General features: G+C 62.0%; 21 protein-coding genes and 3 pseudogenes. 18 read left to right on the top strand and 6 right to left on the bottom strand.

Annotated elements, in window-relative coordinates:
- Positions 1 to 3 precede the first annotated feature (3 nt).
- From AYJ54_RS42560 to AYJ54_RS42540, 6 genes and pseudogenes are all read left to right on the top strand, one after another.
- On the top strand, positions 4 to 372 hold the full coding sequence (locus tag AYJ54_RS42560) for a tautomerase family protein (protein WP_063708448.1): 369 nt from the start codon (positions 4 to 6) through the stop codon (positions 370 to 372).
- Positions 373 to 387: 15 nt separating this feature from the next.
- On the top strand, positions 388 to 1,530 hold the full coding sequence (locus AYJ54_RS42555; RefSeq protein ID WP_063708447.1) for an acyl-CoA dehydrogenase family protein: 1,143 nt from the start codon (positions 388 to 390) through the stop codon (positions 1,528 to 1,530).
- A gap of 16 nt (positions 1,531 to 1,546) precedes the next feature.
- Positions 1,547 to 2,378 (top strand): annotated as a pseudogene (locus AYJ54_RS53240) (CoA-transferase); the annotation flags it as partial.
- A gap of 3 nt (positions 2,379 to 2,381) precedes the next feature.
- Positions 2,382 to 3,135 (top strand): annotated as a pseudogene (locus AYJ54_RS53235) (acyl CoA:acetate/3-ketoacid CoA transferase); the annotation flags it as partial.
- 9 nt (positions 3,136 to 3,144) lie between these two features.
- Complete coding sequence (locus AYJ54_RS42545; RefSeq protein ID WP_063708446.1) at positions 3,145 to 3,627, top strand: MaoC family dehydratase; 483 nt, start codon at positions 3,145 to 3,147, stop codon at positions 3,625 to 3,627.
- A 71-nt stretch (positions 3,628 to 3,698) separates the two neighbouring features.
- Complete coding sequence (locus AYJ54_RS42540) at positions 3,699 to 4,535, top strand: ABC transporter substrate-binding protein (RefSeq protein ID WP_063708445.1); 837 nt, start codon at positions 3,699 to 3,701, stop codon at positions 4,533 to 4,535.
- Positions 4,536 to 4,927: 392 nt separating this feature from the next.
- On the opposite strand, the gene AYJ54_RS42535 is transcribed toward AYJ54_RS42540, so the two are convergent.
- The 4 genes from AYJ54_RS42535 to dctA form a co-directional block, all read right to left on the bottom strand.
- Positions 4,928 to 5,275, bottom strand: coding sequence for a hypothetical protein (locus tag AYJ54_RS42535; protein ID WP_063708444.1), 348 nt, complete (start codon positions 5,273 to 5,275; stop codon positions 4,928 to 4,930).
- A gap of 166 nt (positions 5,276 to 5,441) precedes the next feature.
- Positions 5,442 to 7,019 (bottom strand): porin, encoded by a 1,578-nt coding sequence (locus AYJ54_RS42530; protein WP_063708443.1) that lies wholly within the window; start codon positions 7,017 to 7,019, stop codon positions 5,442 to 5,444.
- A gap of 375 nt (positions 7,020 to 7,394) precedes the next feature.
- Positions 7,395 to 8,138: a Crp/Fnr family transcriptional regulator gene (locus AYJ54_RS42525; RefSeq protein ID WP_161491949.1), complete on the bottom strand. Its 744-nt coding sequence runs from the start codon at positions 8,136 to 8,138 to the stop codon at positions 7,395 to 7,397.
- A 102-nt stretch (positions 8,139 to 8,240) separates the two neighbouring features.
- Complete coding sequence (gene dctA, locus AYJ54_RS42520) at positions 8,241 to 9,569, bottom strand: C4-dicarboxylate transporter DctA (protein WP_063708441.1); 1,329 nt, start codon at positions 9,567 to 9,569, stop codon at positions 8,241 to 8,243.
- 266 nt (positions 9,570 to 9,835) lie between these two features.
- On the opposite strand from dctA, the gene AYJ54_RS42515 reads away from it, so the two are divergent.
- The 10 genes and pseudogenes from AYJ54_RS42515 to AYJ54_RS42470 all read left to right on the top strand — a co-directional run bounded on the left by AYJ54_RS42515 (position 9,836) and on the right by AYJ54_RS42470 (position 20,798).
- Entirely contained in the window at positions 9,836 to 10,747 is a 912-nt protein-coding gene (locus AYJ54_RS42515; RefSeq protein ID WP_063708440.1) for a GntR family transcriptional regulator, read from the top strand.
- A 107-nt stretch (positions 10,748 to 10,854) separates the two neighbouring features.
- Entirely contained in the window at positions 10,855 to 11,922 is a 1,068-nt protein-coding gene (locus tag AYJ54_RS42510; RefSeq protein ID WP_063708439.1) for an isocitrate/isopropylmalate dehydrogenase family protein, read from the top strand.
- A gap of 81 nt (positions 11,923 to 12,003) precedes the next feature.
- Complete coding sequence (locus AYJ54_RS42505; RefSeq protein WP_347337250.1) at positions 12,004 to 12,678, top strand: aspartate/glutamate racemase family protein; 675 nt, start codon at positions 12,004 to 12,006, stop codon at positions 12,676 to 12,678.
- A gap of 10 nt (positions 12,679 to 12,688) precedes the next feature.
- Positions 12,689 to 13,963: a 3-oxo-tetronate kinase gene (otnK, locus tag AYJ54_RS42500; protein ID WP_063708438.1), complete on the top strand. Its 1,275-nt coding sequence runs from the start codon at positions 12,689 to 12,691 to the stop codon at positions 13,961 to 13,963.
- Positions 13,960 to 14,592, top strand: coding sequence for a 3-oxo-tetronate 4-phosphate decarboxylase (otnC, locus tag AYJ54_RS42495; RefSeq protein ID WP_063708437.1), 633 nt, complete (start codon positions 13,960 to 13,962; stop codon positions 14,590 to 14,592). Before otnK ends, otnC begins: the two co-directional genes overlap by 4 nt.
- A gap of 14 nt (positions 14,593 to 14,606) precedes the next feature.
- Complete coding sequence (gene rraA / locus AYJ54_RS42490) at positions 14,607 to 15,080, top strand: ribonuclease E activity regulator RraA (RefSeq protein ID WP_063708436.1); 474 nt, start codon at positions 14,607 to 14,609, stop codon at positions 15,078 to 15,080.
- An 86-nt stretch (positions 15,081 to 15,166) separates the two neighbouring features.
- Positions 15,167 to 16,129: an amidohydrolase family protein gene (locus AYJ54_RS42485; RefSeq protein WP_063708435.1), complete on the top strand. Its 963-nt coding sequence runs from the start codon at positions 15,167 to 15,169 to the stop codon at positions 16,127 to 16,129.
- A 314-nt stretch (positions 16,130 to 16,443) separates the two neighbouring features.
- Complete coding sequence (locus AYJ54_RS42480; protein WP_245329298.1) at positions 16,444 to 18,006, top strand: NADP-dependent glyceraldehyde-3-phosphate dehydrogenase; 1,563 nt, start codon at positions 16,444 to 16,446, stop codon at positions 18,004 to 18,006.
- Positions 18,007 to 18,032: 26 nt separating this feature from the next.
- A pseudogene (gene pyk / locus AYJ54_RS42475) lies at positions 18,033 to 19,443 on the top strand (pyruvate kinase).
- Positions 19,444 to 19,493: 50 nt separating this feature from the next.
- Positions 19,494 to 20,798, top strand: a complete 1,305-nt coding sequence (locus AYJ54_RS42470) for an MFS transporter (RefSeq protein ID WP_063708433.1) — start codon at positions 19,494 to 19,496, stop codon at positions 20,796 to 20,798.
- Between the two features lie 133 nt (positions 20,799 to 20,931).
- Here the strand turns inward: AYJ54_RS42470 and AYJ54_RS42465 are convergent, their stop codons facing one another.
- Positions 20,932 to 21,993 carry an Ldh family oxidoreductase gene (locus tag AYJ54_RS42465; RefSeq protein WP_082906122.1) on the bottom strand — a complete coding sequence of 354 codons (1,062 nt, stop codon included), beginning with the start codon at positions 21,991 to 21,993 and terminating at the stop codon, positions 20,932 to 20,934.
- Between the two features lie 164 nt (positions 21,994 to 22,157).
- On the opposite strand from AYJ54_RS42465, the gene AYJ54_RS42460 reads away from it, so the two are divergent.
- Positions 22,158 to 23,450 (top strand): MFS transporter, encoded by a 1,293-nt coding sequence (locus tag AYJ54_RS42460; protein WP_063708432.1) that lies wholly within the window; start codon positions 22,158 to 22,160, stop codon positions 23,448 to 23,450.
- A 254-nt stretch (positions 23,451 to 23,704) separates the two neighbouring features.
- On the opposite strand, the gene AYJ54_RS42455 is transcribed toward AYJ54_RS42460, so the two are convergent.
- Positions 23,705 to 24,781 (bottom strand): lactonase family protein, encoded by a 1,077-nt coding sequence (locus tag AYJ54_RS42455; protein WP_063708519.1) that lies wholly within the window; start codon positions 24,779 to 24,781, stop codon positions 23,705 to 23,707.
- A gap of 302 nt (positions 24,782 to 25,083) precedes the next feature.
- Between AYJ54_RS42455 and AYJ54_RS42450 the strand changes: the two genes are divergently transcribed.
- The gene (locus tag AYJ54_RS42450; protein ID WP_063708431.1) at positions 25,084 to 25,965 is read left to right on the top strand and encodes a GntR family transcriptional regulator; all 882 of its coding nucleotides are present in this window, start codon (positions 25,084 to 25,086) and stop codon (positions 25,963 to 25,965) included.
- Positions 25,966 to 25,973: the final 8 nt, after the last annotated feature.

Raw genomic sequence — 25,973 nt, 5'->3', positions numbered from 1 at the left:
TCGATGCCCTATGTCGAAGTGCTCGCCCCGCAAGTTCCGCCGCAGCGCAAGGCCGCGCTGGCGCGGTCCGTGACCGACGGCCTGATGTCGACCTTCGGCGTCACCGCTGATACGGTCACGCTCTATTTCCTGCCGATTGCGCCTGATGACTATGCCCATGCCGGGACGATGGGAATTCAAGGCACCGGCCAGCGCATCCTGCTCAAGGTGCACGCATTCCGCCGCAGCGAAGCCGAGCGCCGCGCCGCTGCCATCGCACTCACGCGTGGCGTGTGCAGCGCCTATGGCGTGCCGGGCGATGACGTCGCCGTCTATTTCCTCGATCGCGACCGCAGCGAGGTCTCCCACGATTCCAAGCTCGCCAGCGACTGACGGGAGCCGCACGCCATGGACCGCTTCTACAGCCAAGATCAGAAAGCCCTGCGCGAGACCGCCCGCCGCTTCGCCGAAGCCGAGATCCTGCCGCGCGCCGCCGCGATCGACCGCGAGGATCGGTTTGATCGCACGCTCTACAAGGGCATGGCCGATCTCGGCCTGTTCGGCATCTGCCTGCGCGAAGGCGCCGGCGGTGCCGGCCTCGACGCGGTCGCGGCCTGCATCGCGATGGAGGAGCTGGCGCGCTGCTCCGGCGCAATCGCCAACGCCTTCGCGATCCCCGTAGAAGCCGTGCTGTTCTTCGACCATCACGGCACCGAGGCGCACAAGGAACTAATCCCGAAGATCTTGAGCGGCGACATCATTCCCGCCACCGCGGTTTCCGAGCCCGACCACGGTTCCGATGTCGCGGGAATCCGCACCAACGCAGTGCGCGACGGCAATGGCTGGCGTTTGAATGGCACCAAGGCCTGGGTGACGCTCGGCGGCGTCGCCGACCGCATCATGGTGTTCGCGCGCACCGGCAGCGAGACGGGCCACCGTTCCATCTCCTGCCTTCTGGTCGACGGTGCCCTGCCCGGCATTGCCCGCGGCAAGAACGAGGAGTTGCTCGGCATGCACGGTCTCGACGACTGCCAGATCACCTTCTCCGACGTGCGCCTGCCGGCCGACAGCGTGATGGGGCCGGAGAACCAGGCCTTCAAGATGGCCATGAGCAATTTCAACTTCAGCCGGTTGATGATGGCCTCGATGGCGCTCGGCATGGCGCAGGCTGCGTTCGAGGACGCCACCGCCTACGCCAAGGACCGCAAGCAGTTCGGCCAGGCCATCATTGGCTTCCAGGCGGTGCAGTTCATGCTCGCGGACATGTCGACCGACATCTCCGCCGCGCGCCTTCTGATCCACCACGCCGCGCGCCTGCACGATGCCGGCGAGCCGATTGCCAAGGAGGCGGCGCAGGCAAAGCTGTTCACGACCGACATGGCGATGAAGCACGTCTCCAACGCGCTCCAGATCCATGGCGGCAACGGCTATTCGCGCGAGTACCGCATCGAGCGACTGTTCCGCGACGTACGCCTCGCCCAGATCTACGAGGGCACCAACCAGATCCAGCGGCTGATCATCGCCCGCCAGGTCGAGAAGGAGGGCGCGTGATGCGGGAAGCGCACTCATGCTGAACATCATCAAGGCGGCAGAGGCCGCAGCTCTCATCCGCGATGCCGACACGCTGATCGTCGGCGGCAACGGCGGCACCGGAGCTGCCGAAGCGATCCTCGATGCGCTGGAGCAGCGCTTCCTCGGCGGCCACGGGCCGCACAATCTGACGCTGATCAACATCACCGGCGTCGGCGCCGTGACCGAGAAGGGCCTGTGCCATCTCGCCCATGAAGGCCTGATCGCCCGCGTGATTGGCGGCAATTTCGGCCTTCAGGTGCCGTTCATGCGTCTCGTCCGCGACGAGCTGATCGATGCCTACAATTTTCCGCAAGGCGTAATGAGCCAGCTCTGCCGCGCCATGGCCGCGAAACATCCGGGCGTGCTCACCCATGTCGGCCTCAACACCTACATGGATCCGCGCCAGGACGGCGGCCGCATGAACAAGCGGACCACCGAACCGCTGGTCGACCTGCTCGAGCTGCACGGCCAGTCGTGGCTGCTCTATCGCGTCCCGGGTCCGCCTGATGTCGCGATCATCCGCGGCACGTCGGCCGACGAAGACGGCTATATCAGCATGGAGCACGAGGGCACGACCCGCGAGGATATCTCGATCGCGCAGGCCGTGCACAATGCCGGCGGCACCGTGATCTGTCAGGTCAAGCGAATCGTGAAGCGCGGATCGATCCATCCGCAGATGGTGAAGATCCCCGGCTTCCTGATCGATCATGTCGTGCTCGAGCCCGGGCAGATGCAGACCTACGGCACCGCCTATGATCCGGCGCGCTGCGGCGAGAGCCGCGTGCCGGTCGCGATGATCGCACCCGATCCGCTCACCGAGCGGCGGGNNNGGTGATCGCCCGCCGCGCCGCCTTCGAGCTGCGCCCGCGCGACGTCGTCAATCTCGGCGTCGGCATTTCCGCGATGATCCCCAATGTCGCGGCCGAGGAAGGCATTTCCGACCTGATCACGCTGACGGTGGAATCCGGCGTCGTCGGCGGCGTGCCCGGCCATGCGCGCGAGTTCGGTACCGCCATCAATCCGCGCGTCATTCTCGACCAGGCCTATCAGTTCGACTTCTACGATGGCGGTGGCCTCTCCTGCGCCTTCCTCTCCTTCGCGGAGGTCGACGAGGCCGGCAACGTCAACGTCACCCGGTTCGGCGAGCGTCGTGACGGCTCCGGCGGCTTCATCGACATCACCCAGAATGCGAGGCGCTTGATCTTCAGCGGCACCATGACCGGCGGCAAGTTCGACATCGGCGTCGAGAACGGCCGTCTCGCGATCCGGCGCGACGGCGCCTTCCGCAAATTCGTGCCCGCGGTCGGCCAGATCAGCTTCAGCGCGTCGCTTGCCGCGCAGCGCGGTCAGCAGGTGAGCTACGTGACCGAGCGCGCGGTGTTCGAGCTGGAGAACGGCAGCGTGGCACTGACCGAGATCGCACCCGGCGTTCGGCTGGAAGAGGACATCCTCGCCCATATGGGCTTCAAGCCTCGCATCAGCCCGCAACTGAAGGATATGGACCCGCGCATCTTCCGCTCCGGCCCGATGGGGATCGCGCAGAGCTTCAAGGCGCTGCCGTCGCGGCCACGGAAGGTTGCCTGAGGGATCTGCATGAACGCCAGCGCCCCGATCAATCTCCGCTACGAAGACATCGCGCTCGGCGCGGAGTTCGAGACTGCCGTGCACACCGTGACGGAGGCCGATATCGCGGCCTTCGCCGACGTCACGCGCGATCATCATCCGCTCCACGTCGATGGCGCTTATGCGCGCTCCCGCGGTTTTCCCGCGGTGATCGGCCACGGCCTGTACGGCCTGTCGCTGATGGAAGGGCTGAAGTCGGAGCTGAAGCTGTACGAGGAGACCTCTGTCGCCTCGCTCGGCTGGGACGAGGTGAAGTTCAGGGGACCCATCGTTGCCGGCGATACGTTACGTGTGCGCTTCCGCTTCGTCGAGAAGCGCCCGACCAAAAACCCCGAGCGCGGCATCGTCATCGAGACGCTCGACCTCCTCAACCAGCGCGACGAGGTGGTGACCGCCGCCCGCCACATCTCGCTAATCCTGACCCGGCAAGCCGATGCATCGGCGGCCATGTGACGAGACAATGAAGAAGAATTCGGACCGGAGAACGGCTCCTCTGCCACCCACGATTTGATCGGAGTATTCAGATGCGAATTCCCAAGACCGTCTCCGCCCTCGTCCTTCTGGCCGGCCTGACCCAGGCGGCCGGCGCCCAGACCTGCACGCCGAAAGTGCCGGCATCGAGCCTGATCGAGGCGCCGAAATGGCAGATGTCGATCAACCCGACGCTGCCGCCGCAGCAATTCGTCGACGATAAGGGCGAGCTGCAGGGCCTCAATGTCGAGCTCGCCCGCGAGATCGCCAAGCGCATCTGCGTCGAGGCGGTGTTCCTGCGCATGGACTTCCCGCCGATGATCCCGGCGCTGCGCTCGGGGCGGTTCGATGCCATCAACACCGGCCTGTTCTGGACCGAGGAGCGCTCCAAGATGCTCTACCTCGTGCCTTACGCGCAGCAGGCGATCAGCATCTACACCGATCCCTCCTCCAGCCTGAAGCTGGAGAAGTTCGAGGATCTCGCCGGCCGGGTGGTGGGCGTGGAATCGGCGACCTACACCGAGCGCAAGGCGCGCGAGTTCAGCACGGCGATGGAGGCCAAGGGGCTCAAGCCGATCGAGCTGCGCACCTTCACCACCGTCACCGCCACCTCCGCGGCGCTGCGCGCCGGCCAGCTCGAGGCGGCTCTCAATATCAACGAGACCGCGAACTCGCTCGAGCAGAAGGGCATCGCAAAGATCTGGGTCCGCGACATCGCCGGCACCGACATCACTCTTGCCTTTCGTGACAAGCAGCTGGCCCAGGCCGTCGCCGATGCCCTCACCACGATCCGCGCCGACGGTACCTATGACAAGCTGTTCGACAAATTCGGCATGACTAGACTGAAGGTGATGACGTTCGCCATTCGCGGCGACGGGCCGACGAATTGACAAGCCATACTCGGTGGTCGCGGGGAACGCGACCACCCCACACCCTAGGAACGGCTTGATCTCGGGTGGATCAGCACGCCCACGCGATTACGTGGCGATTGAGTGACAATTTTCATCTTCGAGAACCGAGGTTGCTCGTCAGCCTCGCACTGTCTGCCGTCACTCCAGAAATCTTGCGTTGCACTTGCACCACTGAAGACCGACCCGTCCGCTTCAGAAAGCTTGCTCCTCGTTGGCTGTCGCAAGATTTTTGAGGTGCCGTTCGCGGTATCGATGATCTTTCTCACGCCCTCGTACCAGGCGTTCGTTCGCTCAATCTTCCGGTCCAGCCGCGAACGCGCGGCCTCATCGAAGAACAGACGAAACTGTGGCGCGGCATCGCTCCACTGCTGCTACATAGCTCCGGCGAGCTCGTCTCGACCGTCGAAGTCGACCGTAGCGAGCGCAGCGACGATTGACTCGTAGCCGGCCCGCTCTACCCCTTCGATGTCCATCAGCCGCGCGCGAGGGTCGTCATCACTCAAAAGCGCGCTCTGGGCGTCGCCGCGGCTGTTGCGCAAAGACAGGACACCCTCGAAAATTGCCTTGTCCGCTGCCGCAAAGCGGCGCGCTTCGAGGCTGTCGCGATAATGGCTGAAGGCTGCGGCCATCTGGGCGGCAGTACTGACGAGTGCACCGGTTGCAAGAACCGCCAGCAGCGCCAGAAGGAGAGCGCTTACAGATTTCCTGGACTTGATCATCTCGGATGAATTCGTCGATGCCGAAGTTTGGTCCGGACCTGCCAACATTAAGCTATGGCTTTTTCGCTGTATAAACCCAACACAGTGGCCAGCCGGTCGCTGCACAAATGCGCGCAAGACTCCGGCAGATCTCTGCCGGGGTCTTGCGTCGATCATTGACGGCGGCCTACCAGTTGCGCTGGGCACGCAGCAGCAGAGTGAGGCTGTTCTGATCTTTCAGCTCATAGACTGCTGCCGGCTTTCCTGCGGCAGGAGTCACCGGAGCTGTGATCGTTCCGGAATACTTCTGGTCGAGCCTCGTCCAGTTGAAATCGCCTGAGAACGTCAGATTCTTCACCGGTGTCCAGCGAGTGATTACGCCGGCCTGCCCGATATTGAAGTCGGGGTTGCAGGTCCCTGTCAGCGCCAGAGTCGTGATGGCAGCACTGCCGCAGATCAGACCTTTCGCCGTCCCATTGTACCGAACGGCGGCCCATGCTCCGTAGAGGCCAGTGTTCCAGTAAGGATTCCAATTGTGCGTGTAACCGCCGCGGAAACCATACGTCGTGGTGAGTTGAAGGCTACCGCCAGTGGCGAGCACTGCATCCGAGAGGCCGGCAATCGCAACACTCTGATAGGCCCCAGCCAGGCCGGTGCTCCCAAACATCGAGAACGAGGCCGGGAGATTGTAGCCGAAATTATAACGGCTCGCACCATTCGTGTAGACGCCCTGCACGTTCAGCGTGTCACCCGCTCCCGTGGGAATGTTCTTGAATGACAATGCCAACTGAGCAGCCCAGCCCCACTTGTCGGCAGCATGACCCGCGACCTCCGTTGCACCGTAATAACCAGTCTGGTTGTCATGCGCGGCGACAGAAGCCTGGAACAGGCCCCAGGCCTGATCGACCCGAACCATGCCCACAAGATCCGGCGCGCGTGAGCCGCCAAGGGTGTTAGCGCCGTAGGAACCGCCCATGATACCCGAAGGGCTTATTCCGCTCGTATTCCAGATTGCGCTTTGAAAGTAAGCGGTCTGATCCTGCGCCGAGACGGTCGCGGTCACGCCTTGGCCGAAATCGGCCGTGTAGGTGAACTGATTGACGCCGGTCGGATCGGCCCCACCGCCGACAAGCGAATCGAAATTGTTGGCCGGGTAGCCGGTCCAGGGCGCGTCGAACTGCGAAACCGCTTTGCCCATGGTGAAGCCGGCGAACTGAATAAAGGCGAGATAGACACCGAGTCCACCACCGGACGTATTGCCATCCGTGTTGTTGACGTTACCAGACCCGGAGCCATACAGAGTTGTCGAACCGGTTGCCGACGTTCCCGCCACGAGGGTGCCGCTATAGGCCGTAGCGCCGGTCGCACTGTTCGAGCCGACATAGCTGCCGGTGGTCCAATGGTAGACGGCATCGAAGTACGTGCGGACGACACCGTATTCGGTGGCCGTGCGCGTATCGATGTTGAGATCTTCACGGGCGCGAGCCGTGTAGTAGTTGCTCAACCGGTTCTGGGAGCCACCGACGCTATTGAAGGCGCCGTTGTACATGCTGATCGTCCCGAGGGCGACCTCTGCACGCAGATAGCCGCCGAGCTTGATGCACGTATCGGTACCGGGAATGTAATAGAAGCCGGCGCCGTAAAGCGAACAGACCCGCACATATTCGACCGCCCTGGCCTTCACCGGCAGATCCGCGGCGACAGCAGCGCTCACCGTCAGCAGGCCCGCAGTCGAGCCAAGAACAAGGCTCCTCAAGTTCAGCATATACCCTCCAAGCTGAATCTGAACAGAGACCCGCGCGCGACGCGAGGTAGCCTCCGTTCTCCCCCCAAAGAAACTCACTCTCGCTGCCAGTCTCCGAGCCACGTCGTTCAGCGGCGGATCAATCAAGTGAGGCAGCGCGGCCTAATCCGCACTGCGCGTTGGACAATGACTGATTTGCCGGATCAACATTCGGTAAACTCGGTCCGGAACGTACACTTGACAGCACCAGACGATCGCGTGTGCCTTCGCCGCATCATTTGTGCACGTTGCGTGCAAATTACTGTCCGCAAATCTACGGAGCAACGACACCAACAGCCGCGGCTCGCGCGGCGCTGCCGAACGGGAAACGGTTAGGCGATCGGGATTGATCTGCAATCAGGAAGACGTACAGCGACCGCCGGCGCAAATCGAATGACAGCAGCAAGCGCGCTGCCGCAGGAGCTCGCTGCTCCGAATTCGCAGGGTACCGCGGGCTCGCGTGATCAGCTCTTCGTTTTCGAATCTGATGAGAGCCTCGGTCACGCCAGCCCGGCGCAGCCCAAGGACCGTCGAAAGATAGTGCTGAGTCACAGGTATCGGCGAGTTGCCGAGCGTTTCTGAGGCGTAGCAGATCCAGCCCGCCAGTCGCTGCTCGAGAGAGTGACGCATGCCGCACAGGGCGATCTGCGAGCTGTTAAGCAATAACCCATGGACATTTCCCAGAACGCGCTCCCCGAGTCTGGGGCAGTCGCCGATGACCGCGAGGAATTCGTCCGCGCTGATTGTCAGCAGGCTGCCCGCCGTGACTGCGACTGACTGATAGAGAGAATTGCGGGGGCCCAGCAGAACTGAAGCTCCCAAGACTCCCTGGGGGCCTACCAACGCAATTTCGATCGAGCTCTCTCCCGACAGACGACGAAGCGAGACAAGTCCGGTCTCGACGAACCCGATCGTCTCGAGCGGCCTTCGCTGCTCGCGCAGGATCGCATTGCGCGGGAAGTTGATCGATCGAAGGCGCGGAAAAATCACCGCCGATTCTTCCGGAGGCAAACCGTTCAGCAATGCATTGCGCACCATCACACGCTTCATGGGTGAGAAAGCCGGACTCTTTGCCGTCGGATCAATCGTGTTCGCAAACATCATCCCATCCGGCTAGCTATCAATATGTCCGCACGCCTGAATGCGATGCGGCGCGCTCTCGCCGTCGCCCCAACGTGGAGACATCATGTCCACGCGCCGCGCTCACGTAACCAGCGGACGTTCGGCGACGCGCGGCACGGCTTGCTCTTCTCGATCGTTTGCGGCATCGGGCGCTGTACCTTCGAACAGCACGGCACGCGCGCGAACGAGATCGAGCTTGCCCTCCCACTTGGCGATGAAGACCGCCGCAACGGCGTTGCCGATGAACGAGGTGACGGCACGCGCTTCGCCCATGAAGCGGTCGATGCCCAGCAGCAGACCAATAGCCGCAATGGGCACTGTGCCGACGCTGCCAAGCGTCGCGGCAAGAGCAACAAACCCGCCGCCGGGAACACCGCTCATGCCCTTGGACGTGAATGAGCCGACCAGCAGGATCGTGATCTGCTCGGAAAGGGACAGGTCGATGTTCAGCGCCTGCGCGAGGAAGATCAGCGCCATGGTCAGATAGATGCAGACACCGTCGATGTTGAACGCGTAGCCCGTCGGCACCACGAGGCCGACGATGCTGCGGTCGCACCCAAGGGCCTCAAGCTTCTGGAGCAGCTTTGGAAGGGCGGGCTCGGTGCTGCCTGCTCCCAGAGTGATCAGAATCTCCTCCTTCAAATACACGATCAGGCGGCCGACGCTAATGCCCGTATGACGGGCAATGATACCGAGAACGCCGAACACGAAAATGATGCAGGTGACGTAGAACGCCAGCATCAGCTTCAAATAGGGAAGAAGGCTCGCGGCACCGTATTTTCCGACCGTAAAGGCCATGGCTCCGAAGGCTCCCAGAGGAGCGAGACGCATGAAATAGCCGACGATCCCATAGAACATCTCGGAGGACTGCTCGACGACCTTCGTGAGCGTTTCCGTACGAGCGCCTGCATGCGCCAAGGCGTAGCCGCAAAGGACGGCGACGAAGACGACGGACAGGATCTCGCCCTTGACGAAGGCGTCGGCAAACGTATCGGGTACGATGCGAAACAAGAAGGCAGTGAGCGACTGATCACCTGCCGCCTTCGCGAATCCACTGACGGCGCTCGCGTTCAGCGCGGCAGCGTCGATATTCATCCCCGCGCCCGGCTTGACGATGTGACCGACGATCAGCCCGATTGCGAGCGCAGCTGTGGTCACGAGCTCGAAATAGACGATGGTGCGCAGCCCTACCCGGCCAAGCGCCTTCACATCGGCCATACGCGCAATCCCGAGCGTGACGATGGTGAAGATGACGGGGGCAACCAGCATCTTGAGAAGACGGATGAAGATGTCGCCGAACGGCTTCATCTCCGCTGCAAGGCCGGGCGCAACGCATCCCAACAACACGCCCGCGGCGGTGCCCAAGAGGACCTGCACATACAGCGTTCGAAGAAATGCAAGCCAACGCATCGTCAGACGTCTCCCTCACTCCGGCGCATTGCAGCGCTCTCGCGTGGAACCGACAATGGCTTTCTTGGTGCAAAAATGCAAATCATAAAGAGCGCGACAGACCAAATTCTCTATTGCGGCATCTTACCCGCCATGCAAGCCATTGATATTATTATTTATTTATTGAGCCGTCGGCGACTTAGGATATCTACCAAGCCGCGGCAGCCCCTTGTCGTTTTGGCTTTAATGCGCCATGTCTGAACCACCTCTCCTGATTTGGTGCCCGCATGCCAGCAAGTCCCCTCACGCTTCGTATTGCCGATGAAATCAAGGAACTGATTCGAAGCGGCCGCATTCCGGTTGGCGAACATCTCAGCACCCAGCGTCTGGCAGACCAGTTTGGCGTCTCCCGGTCGCCAGTCCGCGAGGCCATGCAGGTCCTGGCCGACCAACGCATCCTGGAGCAGCACCTCAATAGAGGTTTCTTTGCGCGGGCGGTCACGGAAAGCCGCGGGAAGAAGGCCAGGAACGACGTTGCTGAACTCGCTCGGGGGCCTTCCGAGTACGAGGCGCTCGCCGACGACTGGCTGACCGACCGCATACCTTCGGAGGTCACCGAGCAGTTCCTGCGCAAGCGCTACGATTTGACCAAGGCTCAACTGACCGAAGTCCTGGTTCGCGCAACCCGAGAAGGCTGGGCGGAGCGCAAGCCGGGCTATGGCTGGCGGTTTCTGCCGGTCGCCAAGACGACCGAAGCGTTCGAACAGATCTATCGTTTCCGCATGCTGATCGAGCCAGCCGCGATGCTCGAGCCCACGTTCCGAATCGATCGTCAGGTGCTGGCCGAGCAGCGCCGCATCCAGGAGGGCATGCTATCGTCTGACATCGCGAAACTTCCGGCGGAGCGCCTCCTCCACAACGGTTCTCTCTTCCACGAAGAGATCATCAAGCTCTCCGGCAACATGTTTTTTCACCGGGCGCTGGTTCAAGTGAACCGGATGCGGCGGCTGCTCGAGTATCGCTCGAAGGTCGACCGGCAACGGCTCCAGGTGCAATGCTCGGAGCACCTGCAAATCCTCGCATTGCTGGAAAATGCCAACGTCATGGACGCCTCCTACCTGATGCGTCAGCACCTGAACGGCGCGCTTGCCCGGAAGTCGCCGGTTATCCTGAAACGGGATGGCGAGAAAAAAGACTGACAAAAGACTATTGCTTTTTTCTCTCACGAAAGCCAAAACCAATTCCTGAAATGGTTTTGGCACTGGCTCGGCTCGCGGCAAGCCAGCCTGCCTGAGGGAGAAAACGCATGCGCATCATTGTTTTGCCGGGAGACGGCATCGGTCCGGAAATCACCAAGGCAACGATCTCGGTGCTCGAAGCCGCCGATCGCACCCATAAGCTCGGGCTGAAATTCGACTATGAGGATGTTGGTTTCGCCAGCCTGGAGAAATACGGAACGACCCTGCGCGACGAGACCCTGGAAAAAGCACGTGGCTATGACGGGATCATTCTGGGTCCGCAATCGCATATGGACTATCCGGCGCGTGACAAGGGCGGGCGCAATGTGTCGGCCGGCTTCCGCGTGAACCTGGATCTCTACGCCAATGTTCGTCCGGCCCTCTCACGGGCATTCCTGGATCGTGGCGCCAGGAACATGGACCTCGTCATCATGCGCGAGGCGACGGAAGGCTTCTATCCAGATCGTAACATGTTCAAGGGCATCGGCGAGTTCATGCCCACCCCGGACGTTGCTCTTTCGGTCCGAAAACTCACCGCCCATGCCTGCGAACGGATCGCACGCGCCGCCTTCGTGCTCGCGATGAAGCGCCGCAAGAAGGTCACAGCGGTCCACAAGGCCAACAACTTCATCATCACCGACGGCTTCTTCCTGGACAAGGTCCGCCAGGTTCACAAGGAGTTTCCCGAGGTGCAACTGGACGACGTGATCATCGACGCGATGGCAGCCCATCTCGTGCGTGATCCCTCGCGCTACGACGTGATCGTCTCGACCAATTTCTATTCCGACATTCTGTCGGATCTCGCCAGCGAACTGTCCGGCAGCCTCGGCCTCGCCGGCTCGATCAATGCCAATGCCGAGCTCGGTCTCGTCTGCGCCCAGGCACAACACGGCTCTGCTCCTGATATCCAGGGCAAGAACGTCGCAAATCCCACCTCGCTGATCCTGTCGGCGGCAATGATGCTGAGCTGGCTCGGCGAGCACCGGAAGGTGCCGGCCCTCGAGGCGGCAGGCGCCAGGATCGAGAACGCCATCGATCAGGTGCTCACTGATCCAGCTTCCCGAACCCGGGATCTCGGCGGCTCGCTCAACTGCGATGCATTCGCCCGGAAGGTCGCCGACGCGGTTGGAAAGTAGCGGCCGACGAGTCCGCCGCCCAGATCATTCCAAGGAAGGTCACGGGTCTACCGAACCGGTGGCCCTCCTCGTCAGCCAAGAGTGGCCAAGGTGAACGCCAAGCCGCGCATCGCTCTCATTCACGCAACGCCCGTTGCCATCGAGCCGATCAAGGCAGCACTCGATGCTGCCTGGCCGGAGGCGGAGGCGATGAACATCCTCGACGACAGCCTGTCCCCGGACCGCGCTGTGGCCGCAGAAATTCCGCCTTTGCTCGCCGAGCGGATCGTCGACCTCGCGCACTACGCTCGAAAGTCCGGTGCCGACGGCATTCTCTTCAGCTGTTCGGCGTTCGGAAGCGCGATCGAATCCGCAGCCCGCATGCTCGACGTGCCCGTACTCAAGCCGAATGAAGCCATGTTCGAGGCTGCGATCGAACATGGCCGCAACAACGCGATGATCGTCACCTTCGCGCCGGCGCGCGCGGGAATGGAGGACGAGTTTGCCGGGCAGGCAGTCCAGCTCCGGTCAGATGCCCAGTTGACCAGTTTTGTGGTCGAGCCTGCCATGGCGGCTCTCAGGCAGGGTGATGCCGATACCCACAATCGCCTCGTCGCCGCCAAGGCGCGCGAATTGGTGAACTTCGATGCAATCGTGCTTGCTCATTTTTCGACCGCGCGGGCTGCGTCTGCAGTGCGCGAGCTCGTCAACATTCCCGTGCTCAGCAGTCCGGAAGCGGCGGTGGCCAAACTTCGGCGCCTGATGAGGGGAACTTAGGGATACGACGATGCTGCTCGGAGTAATAGCCGACGACTTTACCGGGGCGAGTGATATCGCCAACACCTTGGCCAAGGGGCTTCCGGGACAGGGAGGCCTACGGACCACTCAGTTCCTTGGCGTTCCCACCCGCCCCGCGGCCAGCGACGTCGAAGCCGGCGTGATCTCGCTCAAGAGCCGCTCCATTCCGGCGCGCGATGCGGTGACTCAATCTCTGGCGGCACTGTCCTGGCTGAGAGCACAGGGATGCCGGCAGTTCGTGTTCAAATACTGCTCGACTTTCGATTCCACGCCGAGCGGAAACATAGGTCCGGTCGGAGAAGCCTTGGCAGACGCGCTTGGCGTCAAGGGCGTGGTCGCCTGCCCCGCATTTCCCACCGTCGGCCGCACCGTCTATCGCGGGCACCTGTTCGTCAACGATCGACTGCTGAGCGAATCCGGTCTCGAAAATCATCCACTCAATCCGATGACCGACCCCGACATCCGCCGCTGGCTTGCGCGCCAAACCGAGGCACCCGCCGGGCTCGTGAGCTGGCCAACTGTTCACGCCGGCGTCGATCCCCTGCGTATGGCGCTTCGACAGGCTGCCGACCGCAGTGAAACATTGGTGATCGTCGATGCACTGACCGACGGCGATCTCGTCACTATCGGCCGAGCGTGCAGTGATGCCCCTCTCCTCACCGGGGGCTCCGGCATTGCCCTTGGGCTGCCGGCAAACTTTCTTCGCGAAGGCCTGGCTTCCGGTGGGGTCTCCGATTTCGCAGGCATCGACGGACCGGAGGCCATCCTTGCCGGGAGCTGTTCGGGTGCAACGCGCCGACAGATCGAGGTTCACTCTGCGTCCCATCCATCTCTGAATATACGCGTCGATGAGGTGATGGCTGGCCGCGTTGGCCCCGCGCAGCTGGTTGATTTCATCCACTCCCATCAGGGCCAGGCTCCTCTCGTATATTCCGCAGGCTCGCCCGACGACGTCGCCGCGACCCAACAGCGTCACGGTCGTGAGCGCGTCGCGCACGCCCTGGAACAGCTCTTCGCAGCAAGCGCACGCCGGCTGGTGGAAAACGGCATCCGTCGCCTGGTGGTAGCAGGCGGCGAGACATCCGGCGCGGTCGTGTCGGCACTCGACCTCGAGGCGATGACCATCGGGCCGGAGATCGATCCCGGCGTCCCGGTCCTGTTTACGCGATCGGAGCGCCCGCTGGCCCTGACCTTGAAGTCCGGGAATTTCGGCGCAGACGACTTCTTCGAGAAAGCGCTGCGGAAGCTGAGGGAAGCGGCATGACCGAGGCCAGGCTCCGCGAGGACATCGCGCTGCTTTCCCGCTCACTCTTCGAGCGCGGCTTCTCGGTTGGGTCGGCCGGAAACATCAGCGCCGCCCTCGAGGACGGCCTTCTCATCACGCCGACCAACTCATGTCTCGGCTTTCTCGATCCGGGACGCATTTCGAAAATCGATCACCGCGGTCGGCACCTATCCGGCGATCCGCCGTCGAAAGAGATCTTCTTGCACCGCGCCTTCTATGAATCACGTTCCGGAACGGGCGCGGTCGTTCACCTTCACTCGACCTTTGCAACCGCCCTGTCCTGTCTTGCGGACATCGACCCGGGCGACTGCATTCCTCCGATCACGCCCTATGTCGTCATGCGGGTGGGCCAGGTGCCGCTGGTCGCCTATGTCCGTCCGGGAGATGCGAAGGCTGGAGCTTTCATCCGCGCCCTCGAGGGCCGCCATGCAGCGGTTCTCCTCGCCAACCACGGCCCTGTCGTCGCAGGGAAGGATCTGAGATCGGCGGTCTATGCCGCCGAGGAGCTCGAAGAGACCGCGAAGCTCACCGTGCTCCTTCGTGATGCTCCGGTGCGGCGGCTCGATCAAGTTCAGATCGACGACCTCAAACGCGTCTTTGGCAACTAGCAACCGAGGCTTTCATGAAGACTGCTGACCTTGTCGACGCCCACAACGATCATGTTCGGTTTTGTGAACTGCCGTTCCGACAATTCGGCCGTGTCCGTTCCTTTTGGGGTCCGGTCGCGACCGTGAAATGCTTCGAGGACAACGCGCTTCTCAAATCCTGCCTGCAGGAGCCGGGAGATGGCCGTGTCATGGTGGTGGACGGCGGCGGCTCGACCCGGCTGGCGCTCCTAGGTGACCAGATCTCGCTCATTCTGAAGGCGAACGGCTGGGCTGGAATTGTCATCAACGGCTCCATCCGCGACTCCGCGGAGATCGACACCATGGATGTCGGCCTCTTCTGCCTCGCGACGTCTCCGAAGAAGAGTGCGAAAGACGGTTTCGGCAAGCGCGACGTCGCCGTGCATTTCGGCGGCGTCTCGTTCAATCCCGGCGACTACGTCTACCGCGATCCTGACGGCGTCCTCGTCTCTGCCAAAAAGCTCGTGTGACGGCGGGCGACCGGCCTCGCTCGGTCGCCCTTGCGTCTCCCAAAAGAATGATGCGGCCGCCAACGGCCCGAACCGGAGAAACGCTCATGAAGGACCACATCGAGATCACGCGCCGCTCTGTGCTCGGAACCGCCGCTGCAACCCTGACCTTGTCGGCCGTGTTTGGCGGATCGGCTGACGCCGCAGGAGGCGAGGTCCTGCATTCGGCAGGAGCCGAGCCGCCCGTCCAGCGGGCACCGGCTTACGCCTGCGATTGCCACTTCCATATCTACAACAGCGACTTTCCGGCGGCCGCGAACGCCAGCATCAAGCCGCCGGACGCACGCGTCCCGGATTATCTCCAGTTGCGGAAGCGGCTCGGCCTTTCGCGCGGCGCTATCGTGACACCGTCGACCTACGGAACCGACAATAGCTGCACGCTCGACGCAATCGCGCAACTCGGCAGCAGTGCGCGTGGCGTTGCGGTCGTGGATACCAGCGTCAGCGATGCCGAGCTGAAGCACCTTCACGAGCACGGAATTCGAGGAATCCGCTTCAATATCGCCCGGGCGGGAGCCACCACGGTGGAGATGATCGAGCCGCTCGCGCGGCGCGTCGCGGGATTTGGATGGCACGTGCAGGTTCATATGCCGGCAGATGCGATCGTCGCCAACGCCGCAATCCTCGAACGTTTGCCGGTACCCGTGGTGTTCGATCATCTCGGCCGCATTCCGCAGCCCGAGGGCAAGAGCCATCCGGCATTTGCCATGATCATGTGGATGCTCGGCAAGGGCAAGGCCTGGGTCAAGATCTCGGGCATGTACCAGGACACGAAGATCGGTCCCCCCACCTATTCCGACATCGGCGAGCTTGCCAAAGCCTACATCCAGCATGCCCCCGAACGAGTGGTATGGGGATCGGATTGGCCTCATCCGACCAAGGGCAGCTTCGGCGTGCCGAACGACGCTCTCCTGTTCGACCTTGTTGCAGGATGGGCTGGTCCAGAAAGCTGGAAACGAATGTTGGTAACCAATCCCGAGACGCTCTACGACTTCGCCAAGACGGCCTAGCCCCGTCTCGTCTCGACCCGACGCTTGCGTCTAACGCCCCGTCGGCGGCGCCGTAATTCGTACGAACAATGGGGCCTTAGCCAATCCGTAGAGGCGATTGATCGAGCCGCAAATCATAATATTGGTTATTTGCGCTTGAAAATCCAATCCTGCTCCGATATTGCTCGAACTTGAAGGCGCGCGTTCGCCTGTCCGGTATGCGACGCCGTACCCTGGTCGACTTAACCGCAGAAGATTGAGATTGCCCGATGGACGATGCCGAGCTTCGCGCGCTCTTCCCGAGCGAAACTGATCTGGCGGGGGGCGCCAGCCCCATGATCACTCCCGTGCATCAGCGCCGCACGCTGATCGGGGGCGAGCTCGTTCCATGGACGGGCCGGACGGTACCGGTGCTGTCGGCCATCTGCGCGCGGCACGCCGACGGACGTCTCCGTCAACTCGAGATCGGGAGCTATCCGTCGGGGGGAGCGGCTGAAGCGGCGTCCGCGCTCAATGCTGCTGTCGCGGCCTACGATCAGGGTCGAGGCCCCTGGCCGACGATGACCGCGGGCGAACGGATCGGCTGTATGCAGGTGTTCGTCTCCCGCATGGCAAAGCACCGGGATGCGATCGCCGAACTGCTGATGTTCGAGATCGGCAAGAGCCGAGCGGATTCCGAGAAGGAATTCGACCGGACCATCGACTACATCCGAGCGACAATCGAAGCGCTGAAGGCATTGGACAACGAGAATTCCCGTTTCCATCTTGTCGAGGGCACCATCGGCCAGATCCGCAGGACGCCGCTCGGCGTCGTACTTTGCATGGGTCCGTACAACTATCCCTTGAATGAAACCTTCGCGACGCTGATCCCGGCGCTGATCATGGGCAACACGGTCCTGCTCAAGCCGCCACGATTCGGCGCGTTGATTTTCGATGTGCTGCTCGACGCCTTTCAAGCCGCGTTCCCGAAGGGCGTCGTCAACATGGTCTATGGACCAGGCTCGGAGGTCGTCCCGCTTCTCCTCGAATCCGGGCAGGTCAACGCTCTGACCTTGATCGGATCGAGTCGGGTCGCGGACCACCTCAAGAAGCTGCACCCGAAGGTCAATCGATTGCGCGCTATTCTCGGGCTTGATGCGAAGAACGCGGCGATCGTCCTTCCAGATGCCGACATCGATCTTGCCGTCCGCGAATGCCTCCTCGGCGCGCTCTCCTTCAACGGCCAGAGATGCACGGCGCTCAAAATGCTCATCGTTCACGAGCAGATCGTCGAGACATTCACGCGGCGCTTCGTGCAGGAGCTCGATAAGCTGGTGCTCGGCATGCCCTGGCACGAGGGGGTCAGCATCACCCCCGTGCCCGACCTCAACAAGGTCCGGTACATGGCGGACCTGCTTGCCGACGCGCAGGCGCATGGTGCGCAGATCTTGAATCGCCGGGGCGGCGTGAGCGCCGGCACGCTGTTCTATCCGGCGGTCGTCTATCCCGTCACCGAAGCGATGAAGCTGTACCGGGAGGAGCAATTCGGTCCCATCGTTCCCATCATGCCGTTCGCGGATATCGAAACGGCGCTGGACTATGTGGTGACCTCGGATCACGGCCAACAGGTCTCGATCTTCACCAGTTCTCCCGACGAGGTCGGCAGGCTTGTCGACCCTCTCGTCAATCAGGTCTGCCGCGTCAACATCAATTGCCAGTGCCAGCGGGGGCCGGACGTGTTTCCGTTCACCGGACGCAAAGACTCCGCGGAAGGCACCTTGTCGGTCACCGATGCTCTTCGATCCTTCTCCATTCGGTCGATGATCGCCGCCAAGCAGACCGAAGCCAGCAAGGCGCTGCTTCGTGACGTTGTCCAGCAACGTCGATCCAAGTTCGTTTCGACCGACTTCCTATTCTAGCCGGCTCAGTCGCTACGGGGTCGTATATGCGCCGAGAGCGCCAGGCAAAGATCGTTGCGACACTCGGGCCAGCGAGCTCGAGCGCAGAAGTGATTCGGAACTTGTTCCTCGCAGGCGCGGACGTTTTCCGGTTCAATTTCAGTCATGGCTCTCACGAGGAGCACAGCGGACGCTATCAGATCGTCCGACAGATCGAGCATGAGATCGGCCACCCAATTGCCGTGATGGCGGACCTCCAAGGCCCGAAACTTCGGCTCGGGGATCTGATCGATGGATCCGCCGACTTGCGGCCTGGCACCGAAGTCGAACTTGAACTCGGCACCACTGGCACGGCGGCCACCCGGTTGCCAATTCCACATCCGGAAATCTTTGGCGCGCTCTCGCCCGGTGTCTCCCTCCTGATCGATGATGGAAGGCTCCGTCTCGAGATCATAATGGCGAGCAAGTCAATAGCCACAGCACTCGTCGTCGTCGGCGGCCGCGTCCTGTCGCGAAAGGGTATCAGCGTCGTTGGCGCGACCCTTCCGGTGTCCGCATTGACGGAAAAGGACCAAGCCGACCTCGCCTTTGCGCTGGAGATGGGAGCCGACTGGATTGCGCTTTCCTTCGTGCAACGTCCCGAAGACATCGCACAGGCCAGGGCCCTGGCTGGCCGGCCAATATCGATCATCACCAAGCTCGAGAAACCGGTTGCGATCGAGCATCTGAACGCAATCGTGGCCCAGTCGGACGCCGTCATGATCGCGCGTGGCGATCTTGGCGTTGAGTTGCCGGCCCACAAGGTTCCGGTCATCCAGCGACAAATCCTGCGCACCTGCCGCAGGCTGGGCAAACCGGTCATCGTCGCAACCCAGATGCTGGAATCGATGATTGCATCGCCGGTACCGACGCGGGCCGAAGCCTCGGACGTCGCAACGGCGATTTATGACGGCGCGGACGGAGTGATGCTGTCTGCGGAGTCCGCGGCAGGCCGATATCCGATCGAAGCGGTCGAAATGATGGATCAGATCATCGGCGAGGTCGAACGCGATCCACACTACCGCAGTCTCCTTCAAGCGACGCATTGCGAAGCGGACTCGACGATCTCCGACGTGATTTGCGACGCGCTCCGGAAAGCATCCTCGATTCTTTCCCTCGCGGCCGTCGTTACCTACACCGCAACCGGAAAAACCGCCTTGCGGGCCGCGCGAGCGCCCGGTCTCTCCAATCCTCGCCCTGACGCCGAACCTGACCCTTGCCCGCCAATTGGCGCTCGTCTGGGGCGTCCATGCCGTCAACTCATGGAAGATCGGCACACCGCCCGACCTTGTCGAGATGGCCTTCGCAATTGCCGAGCGCGAGGGTTTTCTCGGTGCGACTTCGACGATTGCGATCGCAGGCGGCATGCCATTCGGCGTCGCTGGCGGCACAAACCTATTGCGCATAGCCCATCGCTAGCGGCGGGGCATCCCCGAAAAACGACACAAGAAATCTGGAAGGAGACAAACATGGAGCCGGGACACAACGAACTGCGCAAGCGAACCATGGCGAAGGTCGCATGGCGTCTCATCCCTTTCATGATCTTGATGTTCTGCGTCAACTTCCTGGATCGTGTGAACATCGGGTTTGCGGCTCTGCAAATGAACCGCGATCTTTCGCTCACGCCCGCTGACTACGGCTTCGCGGCGGGAATCTTGTTCGTCTTCTACGCAGGCGCAGAAATTCCGAGCAATCTCATTCTCGAACGTGTCGGCGCGCGTATCTGGCTCGCCCGCATCATGATCACCTGGGGATTGATCGCGGCCGCCAATGCATTCGTCTACGACAAGAACTCGCTCTATGTCTTGCGGATGCTGCTCGGCCTGGCCGAGGCCGGATTCTTCCCAGGCATCATGCTCTATCTGATCCGCTGGTTCCCGGAAGAAGAGCGCGCCGGAGCGATCACGCTCTTCATGATCGGAAATCCCATCTCGGTGATCTTCGGCGCACCTTTGTCCACGGCCCTGCTGTCGCTTGATCAGTTTTTTGGCCTTGCCGGATGGCAATGGATGTTCGTCCTGGAGGGGCTGCCCGCCGTCGTCCTCGGCATCGTCGCGCTGTGGTGGTTGACGGAGAGGCCGAGCGAGGCGAACTGGCTGACACCGGACGAGCGAGAATGGCTGACGCGGCAAATTGAGCTCGAGGGCAAGGCCAAGCAGCACACCAGGCTTGTCAAGTGGAGCGACGTCTTCACGAACGGTCCGACCTGGATTCTCGCCTTCTCGAAATTCTGCGTCCTGCTCGCCTTCTTCGGGGTTACGCTATGGATGCCGCAGATCGTGAAGAGCCTGGGCGCCCTCTCGAATGCGCAGGCCGGCTTGGTCACGGCCATTCCCTACGTCTTCGCAACTGTTGCCAGCATCTATGTGGGCAAAAGATCCGACCGAACCGGCGAGCGCGGTAAACACATCGCCGTTCCGTCCATCATCGGCGCTGGCGGCTTTCTCGTCGCCGGAATGATCAACAACCCGTATATCGCGCTGCTCGGATTGTGCATCGCGCTTTCCGGGCTCTGGATCGCAAATACGATCTTCTGGACGCTTCCAGCGCGAATCCTGACAGGCGCTTCCGCGGCCGCGGGCATAGCTCTCATCAACTCGGTGGGCAATCTCGGCGGCTTTGCAGGCCCCTACCTTGCAGGCTGGGTTCGAACCTATTCCGCGGGTTTTGGTATCGTGCTCGCCATACTCGGCGGCTTTCTCGCGCTCAGCGCGGTCATCAACTTCGCGGTTGCGTATGCCGACGACAGGCGCCGCGCTCAAGCCCTGGCCTAGATGTTACCTCCCGACTGAAGCGGCCCTCGCCATTTCGGCGAGGCCGCTTCTTTTTTTGATGTAGACCTGATTTTTCGATCCGACGGCGCCTCGAAACCCGCCTTTAGGGCTGGAGATGCGGCGAGGCGCGCCGTCACGCCTCGGCAAGGAAGTCCGCCGAAATTTGAAGGCGGTCCGCTTCCGCGCGCAGATCTTTCGCAATCTCTGGCGGAATCACAATACCCTTAGTCTGCCCAGTTTCCGCCTTGCGGGCCTCGGGTTCTCCCGGCATGAGAATTTCGTCGAAGCCTTGGGCACGAGGCAGCCCCTTCACGCGAGTGACGAACGTATCCATGCGATGGGTAAATTCCTCCTTGGACATGAACAGGTCCGGACGGATCGCGATCACGAGATGACCGACATTCTGTGGCTCGCTGTGATCGAAATAGAGGCTCTTGACCTCACCGCCGAAATTAGCACCGGTGAGAACGCCACAAAGGAGATCCATCAGCATCGCCAACGCCGCGCCTTTGTGGCCGCCGAACGGCAGACACACTCCTTCGAATGCGTCCGCCGCATTGGTGGTCGGGGCGCCGTTCTTGTCGAGTGCCAGTCCCGGCTCGATCGGACGCCCCTCTTTGGCAGCGAGACGGATCTTGCCCCTCGCGATGACGGTCATCGCCATGTCGAGCAGATAGTCACCTTGATCGCCTCCAGGAACGCCGGCCGCGAAGGGAGCGGCGCCGAGGAAGGTCGTGCGTCCGCCCCAGACGGGAATGGCCGGCGAGGAATTCGTGAGGACCAGCGAGAGGAAGCCCGCATCGCTCGCCTGCTTCACATAGAGCGCCGACATCCCGAAATGGGTGCTGCGCCGGACGCCGACGAGGCCGATGCCATTTACGCGCGCGAGCTCGATCGCTTCGTCAACTGCTTTGCGAGCAGCCAAAAATCCCATTCCATCGTCGCCGTCGACGAGACTGGCTGCCGGCCAGGAACGATGAACGACGATATCGGGTTGCGGGTTGACCACTCCCCGGCGCAACCGCTCCAGATACATCGGAATGCGCGATAGCCCGTGCGAAGCGAGGCCCCGGAGGTCTGCTGCCACAAGGTCGTGCGCGATCTGCCCCGCGTCCTCCCCGCGCAACCCTGCACGTTCAAAAATCGCCGCGGCGAAGGCCTGCAAGGCCGGGACGGGCACAGTTACGGCTTCCACGCGCACCTCCGTATTTTAGGTTTTACATGTACAAAAGTGACGCAGGTCAGCGCGTCATGATTGCTTTTTAAGCACTATATATGCAACTTGGCAACGGCCGCGTGACAACCCTCGCCAGAATGGGACGCCGCGGCTCCGCGATAGGAATCAGGAGGGGCGCGTTCATGAGTTCGGCCGTAGACGTTTCGCTTCAAGCTGCCGACAGGGAGGCCGAGGTCTTCCGCAAGGTTGCGTTCCGCGTTCTGCCGCTCATGGTGGCTGCGTTCGTCATCAGCTATATCGACCGGACGAACGTCGGCTTCGCAGCCCTGAACATGAACCGCGATATTGGTCTCACCGAGCTTACCTTCGGCTGGGGAGCCGGCATTCTCTTCTTCAGCTATTGCGCATTCGAAGTTCCGAGCAACATCGCCCTTTATCGTTTTGGCGCCAGACGCTGGATCGCCCGCATCATGATCACATGGGGGCTCGTCGCGGCCGCAACCGCATTCGTGGTCGGTCCCTACAGCTTTTATGCGCTGCGATTCCTTCTGGGTGTCGCCGAGGCCGGCTTCACGCCGGGCGTCATGTACTTCTTCGTCGCCTGGTTTCCAGCGCGTTATCGCACGCGTGCGCTGTCGGTGTTCCAGATGTCGGTTCCCCTAGCGTCCTTGGTCAGCGGACCACTGTCCAGCGCGATTCTGCAAATCGAGGGCGTCTGGGGTCTCGCCGGCTGGCAGTGGCTGTTCATCATCGAGGGCCTTCCTGCGGTCGTCATCGGCCTGCTCGTTTTGCGCTATCTGTCGGACACGCCTCAGCAGGCAACCTGGCTGTCCGAGGAGGAGCGCGAGATCGTGGTGAAGGCGATCGAGGCCGAAAAGCGCGAGCGTCCCGTCCACCGGTTGTGGAGCGCGCTTGCCGATCGGCGCGTGCTGATCCTGGCGGGCATCCAATTCGGCTTTACGATTGGATCCTATGCCGTCGGTATCTGGCTTCCGTTGATCCTGAAATCGCACGGACTGTCCAACACGGCCATCGGTTTGGTAGCCGCCCTCCCCTATCTGTTCGGCTGCATCGCCACCATGCTATGGTCCTGGCTGGTGGATAAGACGGGACGTAGAATTCTCAATCTCGCGCTGGCCTGCACCGTCGGTGCCATTGGCCTTTGCATTTCCGTCGTGTTCCAATCGCTCGAGCTCGGCCTTGTCGGTCTCTCTATCGCGCTGGTCGGCATTACCTCCGCGCGCGGCATCTTCTGGTCCATCCCCCCACGGTTCCTGACTGGATTGGGCGCTGCGGGTGGCCTCGCTTTCATCAATTCCATCGGCACGCTCGGTGGCTTCTTCGGGCCGGTCACCATGGGATGGCTGAAGCAGGCAACCGGCTCGTTCCAGGCTGGTCTCGGCGCCATGGCTGGCTTCCTGCTGCTATCAGCATTGCTGACGCAGCTGCTCCAGATGTCTATGCGTCAGGAGTAGTCTCTGAGGAAGGTCAGAAAGCAGACGGTCAGTGTCACCGTATTGCCACCGGCCTTCATGCAGCTTTATTCCGCGAGCATCCGTCACCCGTCACCGGCGATCCGATGCTCCACCTCCTACGATGCTGCGGCGAATTCGCCTTAAGGACGTGCAGTCGACAACGGCATCGGCCGACGTTTAAAACGCCGTAGGTCACGACCGATCCTTTGCCTGATCAGAGGCGTGAAGGAAGGAGCCTGTTTAGCGCCTGCGGATCAGGCCGTCTTGAACAGAATACAGACCGGGCTTCCGACATGGACCACCCGATCCGTTGCGGTGAGGCGACCGCTTGCGGTCTCCCGACTGAAGAGATTGATCGTGTCGGCGTCCTCATTCGCCGCAAACAGGAGGTTGTTCGACGGCGTCAGCGCGAAAAATCGCGGCGTCTTGCCTCCGCTCGGGGTCCAACCGACCTGTGAAAGCCTGCCGGTTACCTGCTCGATCGCGAAAGTCGCAATGCTGTCGTCGCCGCGATTGGAAGTATGGACAAAGCGCCCGTCGGCCGACACAGCGATCTCGCCCGCGCGGCTGTTGCCAGTGAAGACATCGGGCACCGCAGAGACGATTTGAAACGGCGCGAGCGCGCCAGTAGCCGGATCGAAGTGGTAGGCGGTAATAGTCGAGTCGAGCTCGTTGACGACGTAGGCGAGCCTTCCGTCCGGATGGAACGCCACGTGGCGCGGCCCGGCTCCTTCGCGCGCCGGCACTGGCTTGGTGGCCAGGACGAGCTTTCCGTTTTCTGCATCAATCCGGTAGGTGAAGACAAGATCGAGTCCCTTGTCCGGCACCACGATGAATGCCCCCGACGGATCGAACTCGACCTGATGCGGCTTGGCGAACGGTTGCTCCACGCGATGCGGCCCGACCTTGCCTTCCAGCTTGACGAGATCGATCACGGCGCCGAGCGAGCCGTCTTCGTTACGCGGCATCAGCGCGAGCGTGGAGGTGATATGGTTGGCGACGACGAGGAAGCGGTTACTCGGATCGATCGCGAGATGGACCGGATTCTTTCCTTCCGTGCTCCGGCGGTTGATCACGGCAAGCTTGCCGCTGGCATCGTCGATCGTCATCGCTGTGATGTCGCTGAGATCGCCATGCACCGTATAGAGAAAGCGTCGCGTTCGGTCGAAGGCGAGGAACGACGGATTGACGAGATCGCCGAGAAGCTGGACGTGGCGCCAAGCGCCGGTCACATTGTCCATATCGTAAACGTTGAGTCCGTCACCGCGGGCATTGCGCTCCCTTGTGGTGCGCGCGCCGACATAGACGAATGAGCGAGAGCCTTCGGGCATGTTGTCCTCCAAATGGGACGTCTGTATCTGAGACAGCGTCGATGCGCCGGACCACGTAGTCGTTACGGCCCCGGCGGTGATGAAGCCCACGAACATGCGACGCGACAGACCGGCACCATCGCTTGGGAGTGATGTCGCGTCTGCAACAGAAGTCCCGTTCGCCACCGTTCCCCCACATATTGATTTTTATTATTTAAAACACAATTATACTCGAAGGGCAAGAACTGCCGACGCGAAGCGCTTGTGCCGCTCACGCCGGTGCGCGACACCTCCTTAGATCAAGACCAACGCGAGTCGTCCCCATGCCACGTCCCAATCTCGCGACCCAGATGTCCGCGCGGATCATCGACTACATCCGGGCAAACGGCTTGCAGGCCGAGCAGCACCTGCCGAGCCAGGCGCTGGCCGACGCGCTTCGGGTATCGCGCGCGCCGATCAACGCTGCGCTGCAAATCCTCGAAGACATGAATATTGTCCGCTCCGAACCCAATCGCGGCTTCTTCCTGGTGAAGAGCGCCGCCGAGCTTCCCGGCCCGGACGCCGGAGACGCCGAGCCGGAGAGCGAGGACGAATGGTACTTCGCGATCGCCGAGGACCGCCTCGCAGAAAAGCTTCCGGACAAGGTTAGCGAGAACGAGCTGATGCGCCGCTACGGCCTATCGCGGACGCGCCTTCTGAAGATTCTCACCAAAATCGCTGAAGAAGGCTGGATCGAGCGCCTGCCGGGCAACGGCTGGGCGTTCGGCCCGCTGCTCACCTCACGCGAGAGCTATCAGCAGGGCTATCAGCTGCGGGTCGCGCTGGAACCACAAGCCTTGTTGCTGCCGGGCTTCGAGATCGACCGCACGGCGTTCGCGGCCGCGCGCGAGCAGCAGCAATGGCTGCTGGACGGCGGCTACAAGCGGGCGTCGCGCTCAGAGATTTTTGCCGCCAACGCCGAGTTTCACGAGATGCTGGTCGGCTGCGGTCGCAATCCGTTCTTTCTCGATGCGCTGAAGCGCGTGAACCGGCTGCGCCGGTTAGTGGAGTACCGCATCACGGTGGATCGCAGCCGCCTGCCCATCCAGTGCCGCGAGCACATCAACATCCTGACATTGCTGGAAAAAGGCCTGCGCCAGGAGGCCTCTGATTTCCTCCGCGTCCACATCGAGGGCGCCGGCCTGATCAAGGTCCCGAAGGTCTGAGACCGACC

This window comes from Bradyrhizobium centrolobii (assembly GCF_001641635.1).
Taxonomy (GTDB): domain Bacteria; phylum Pseudomonadota; class Alphaproteobacteria; order Rhizobiales; family Xanthobacteraceae; genus Bradyrhizobium; species Bradyrhizobium centrolobii.
Note: the sequence above shows the minus strand (reverse complement) of the source record. Positions and strands in the feature narration are given on the sequence as shown.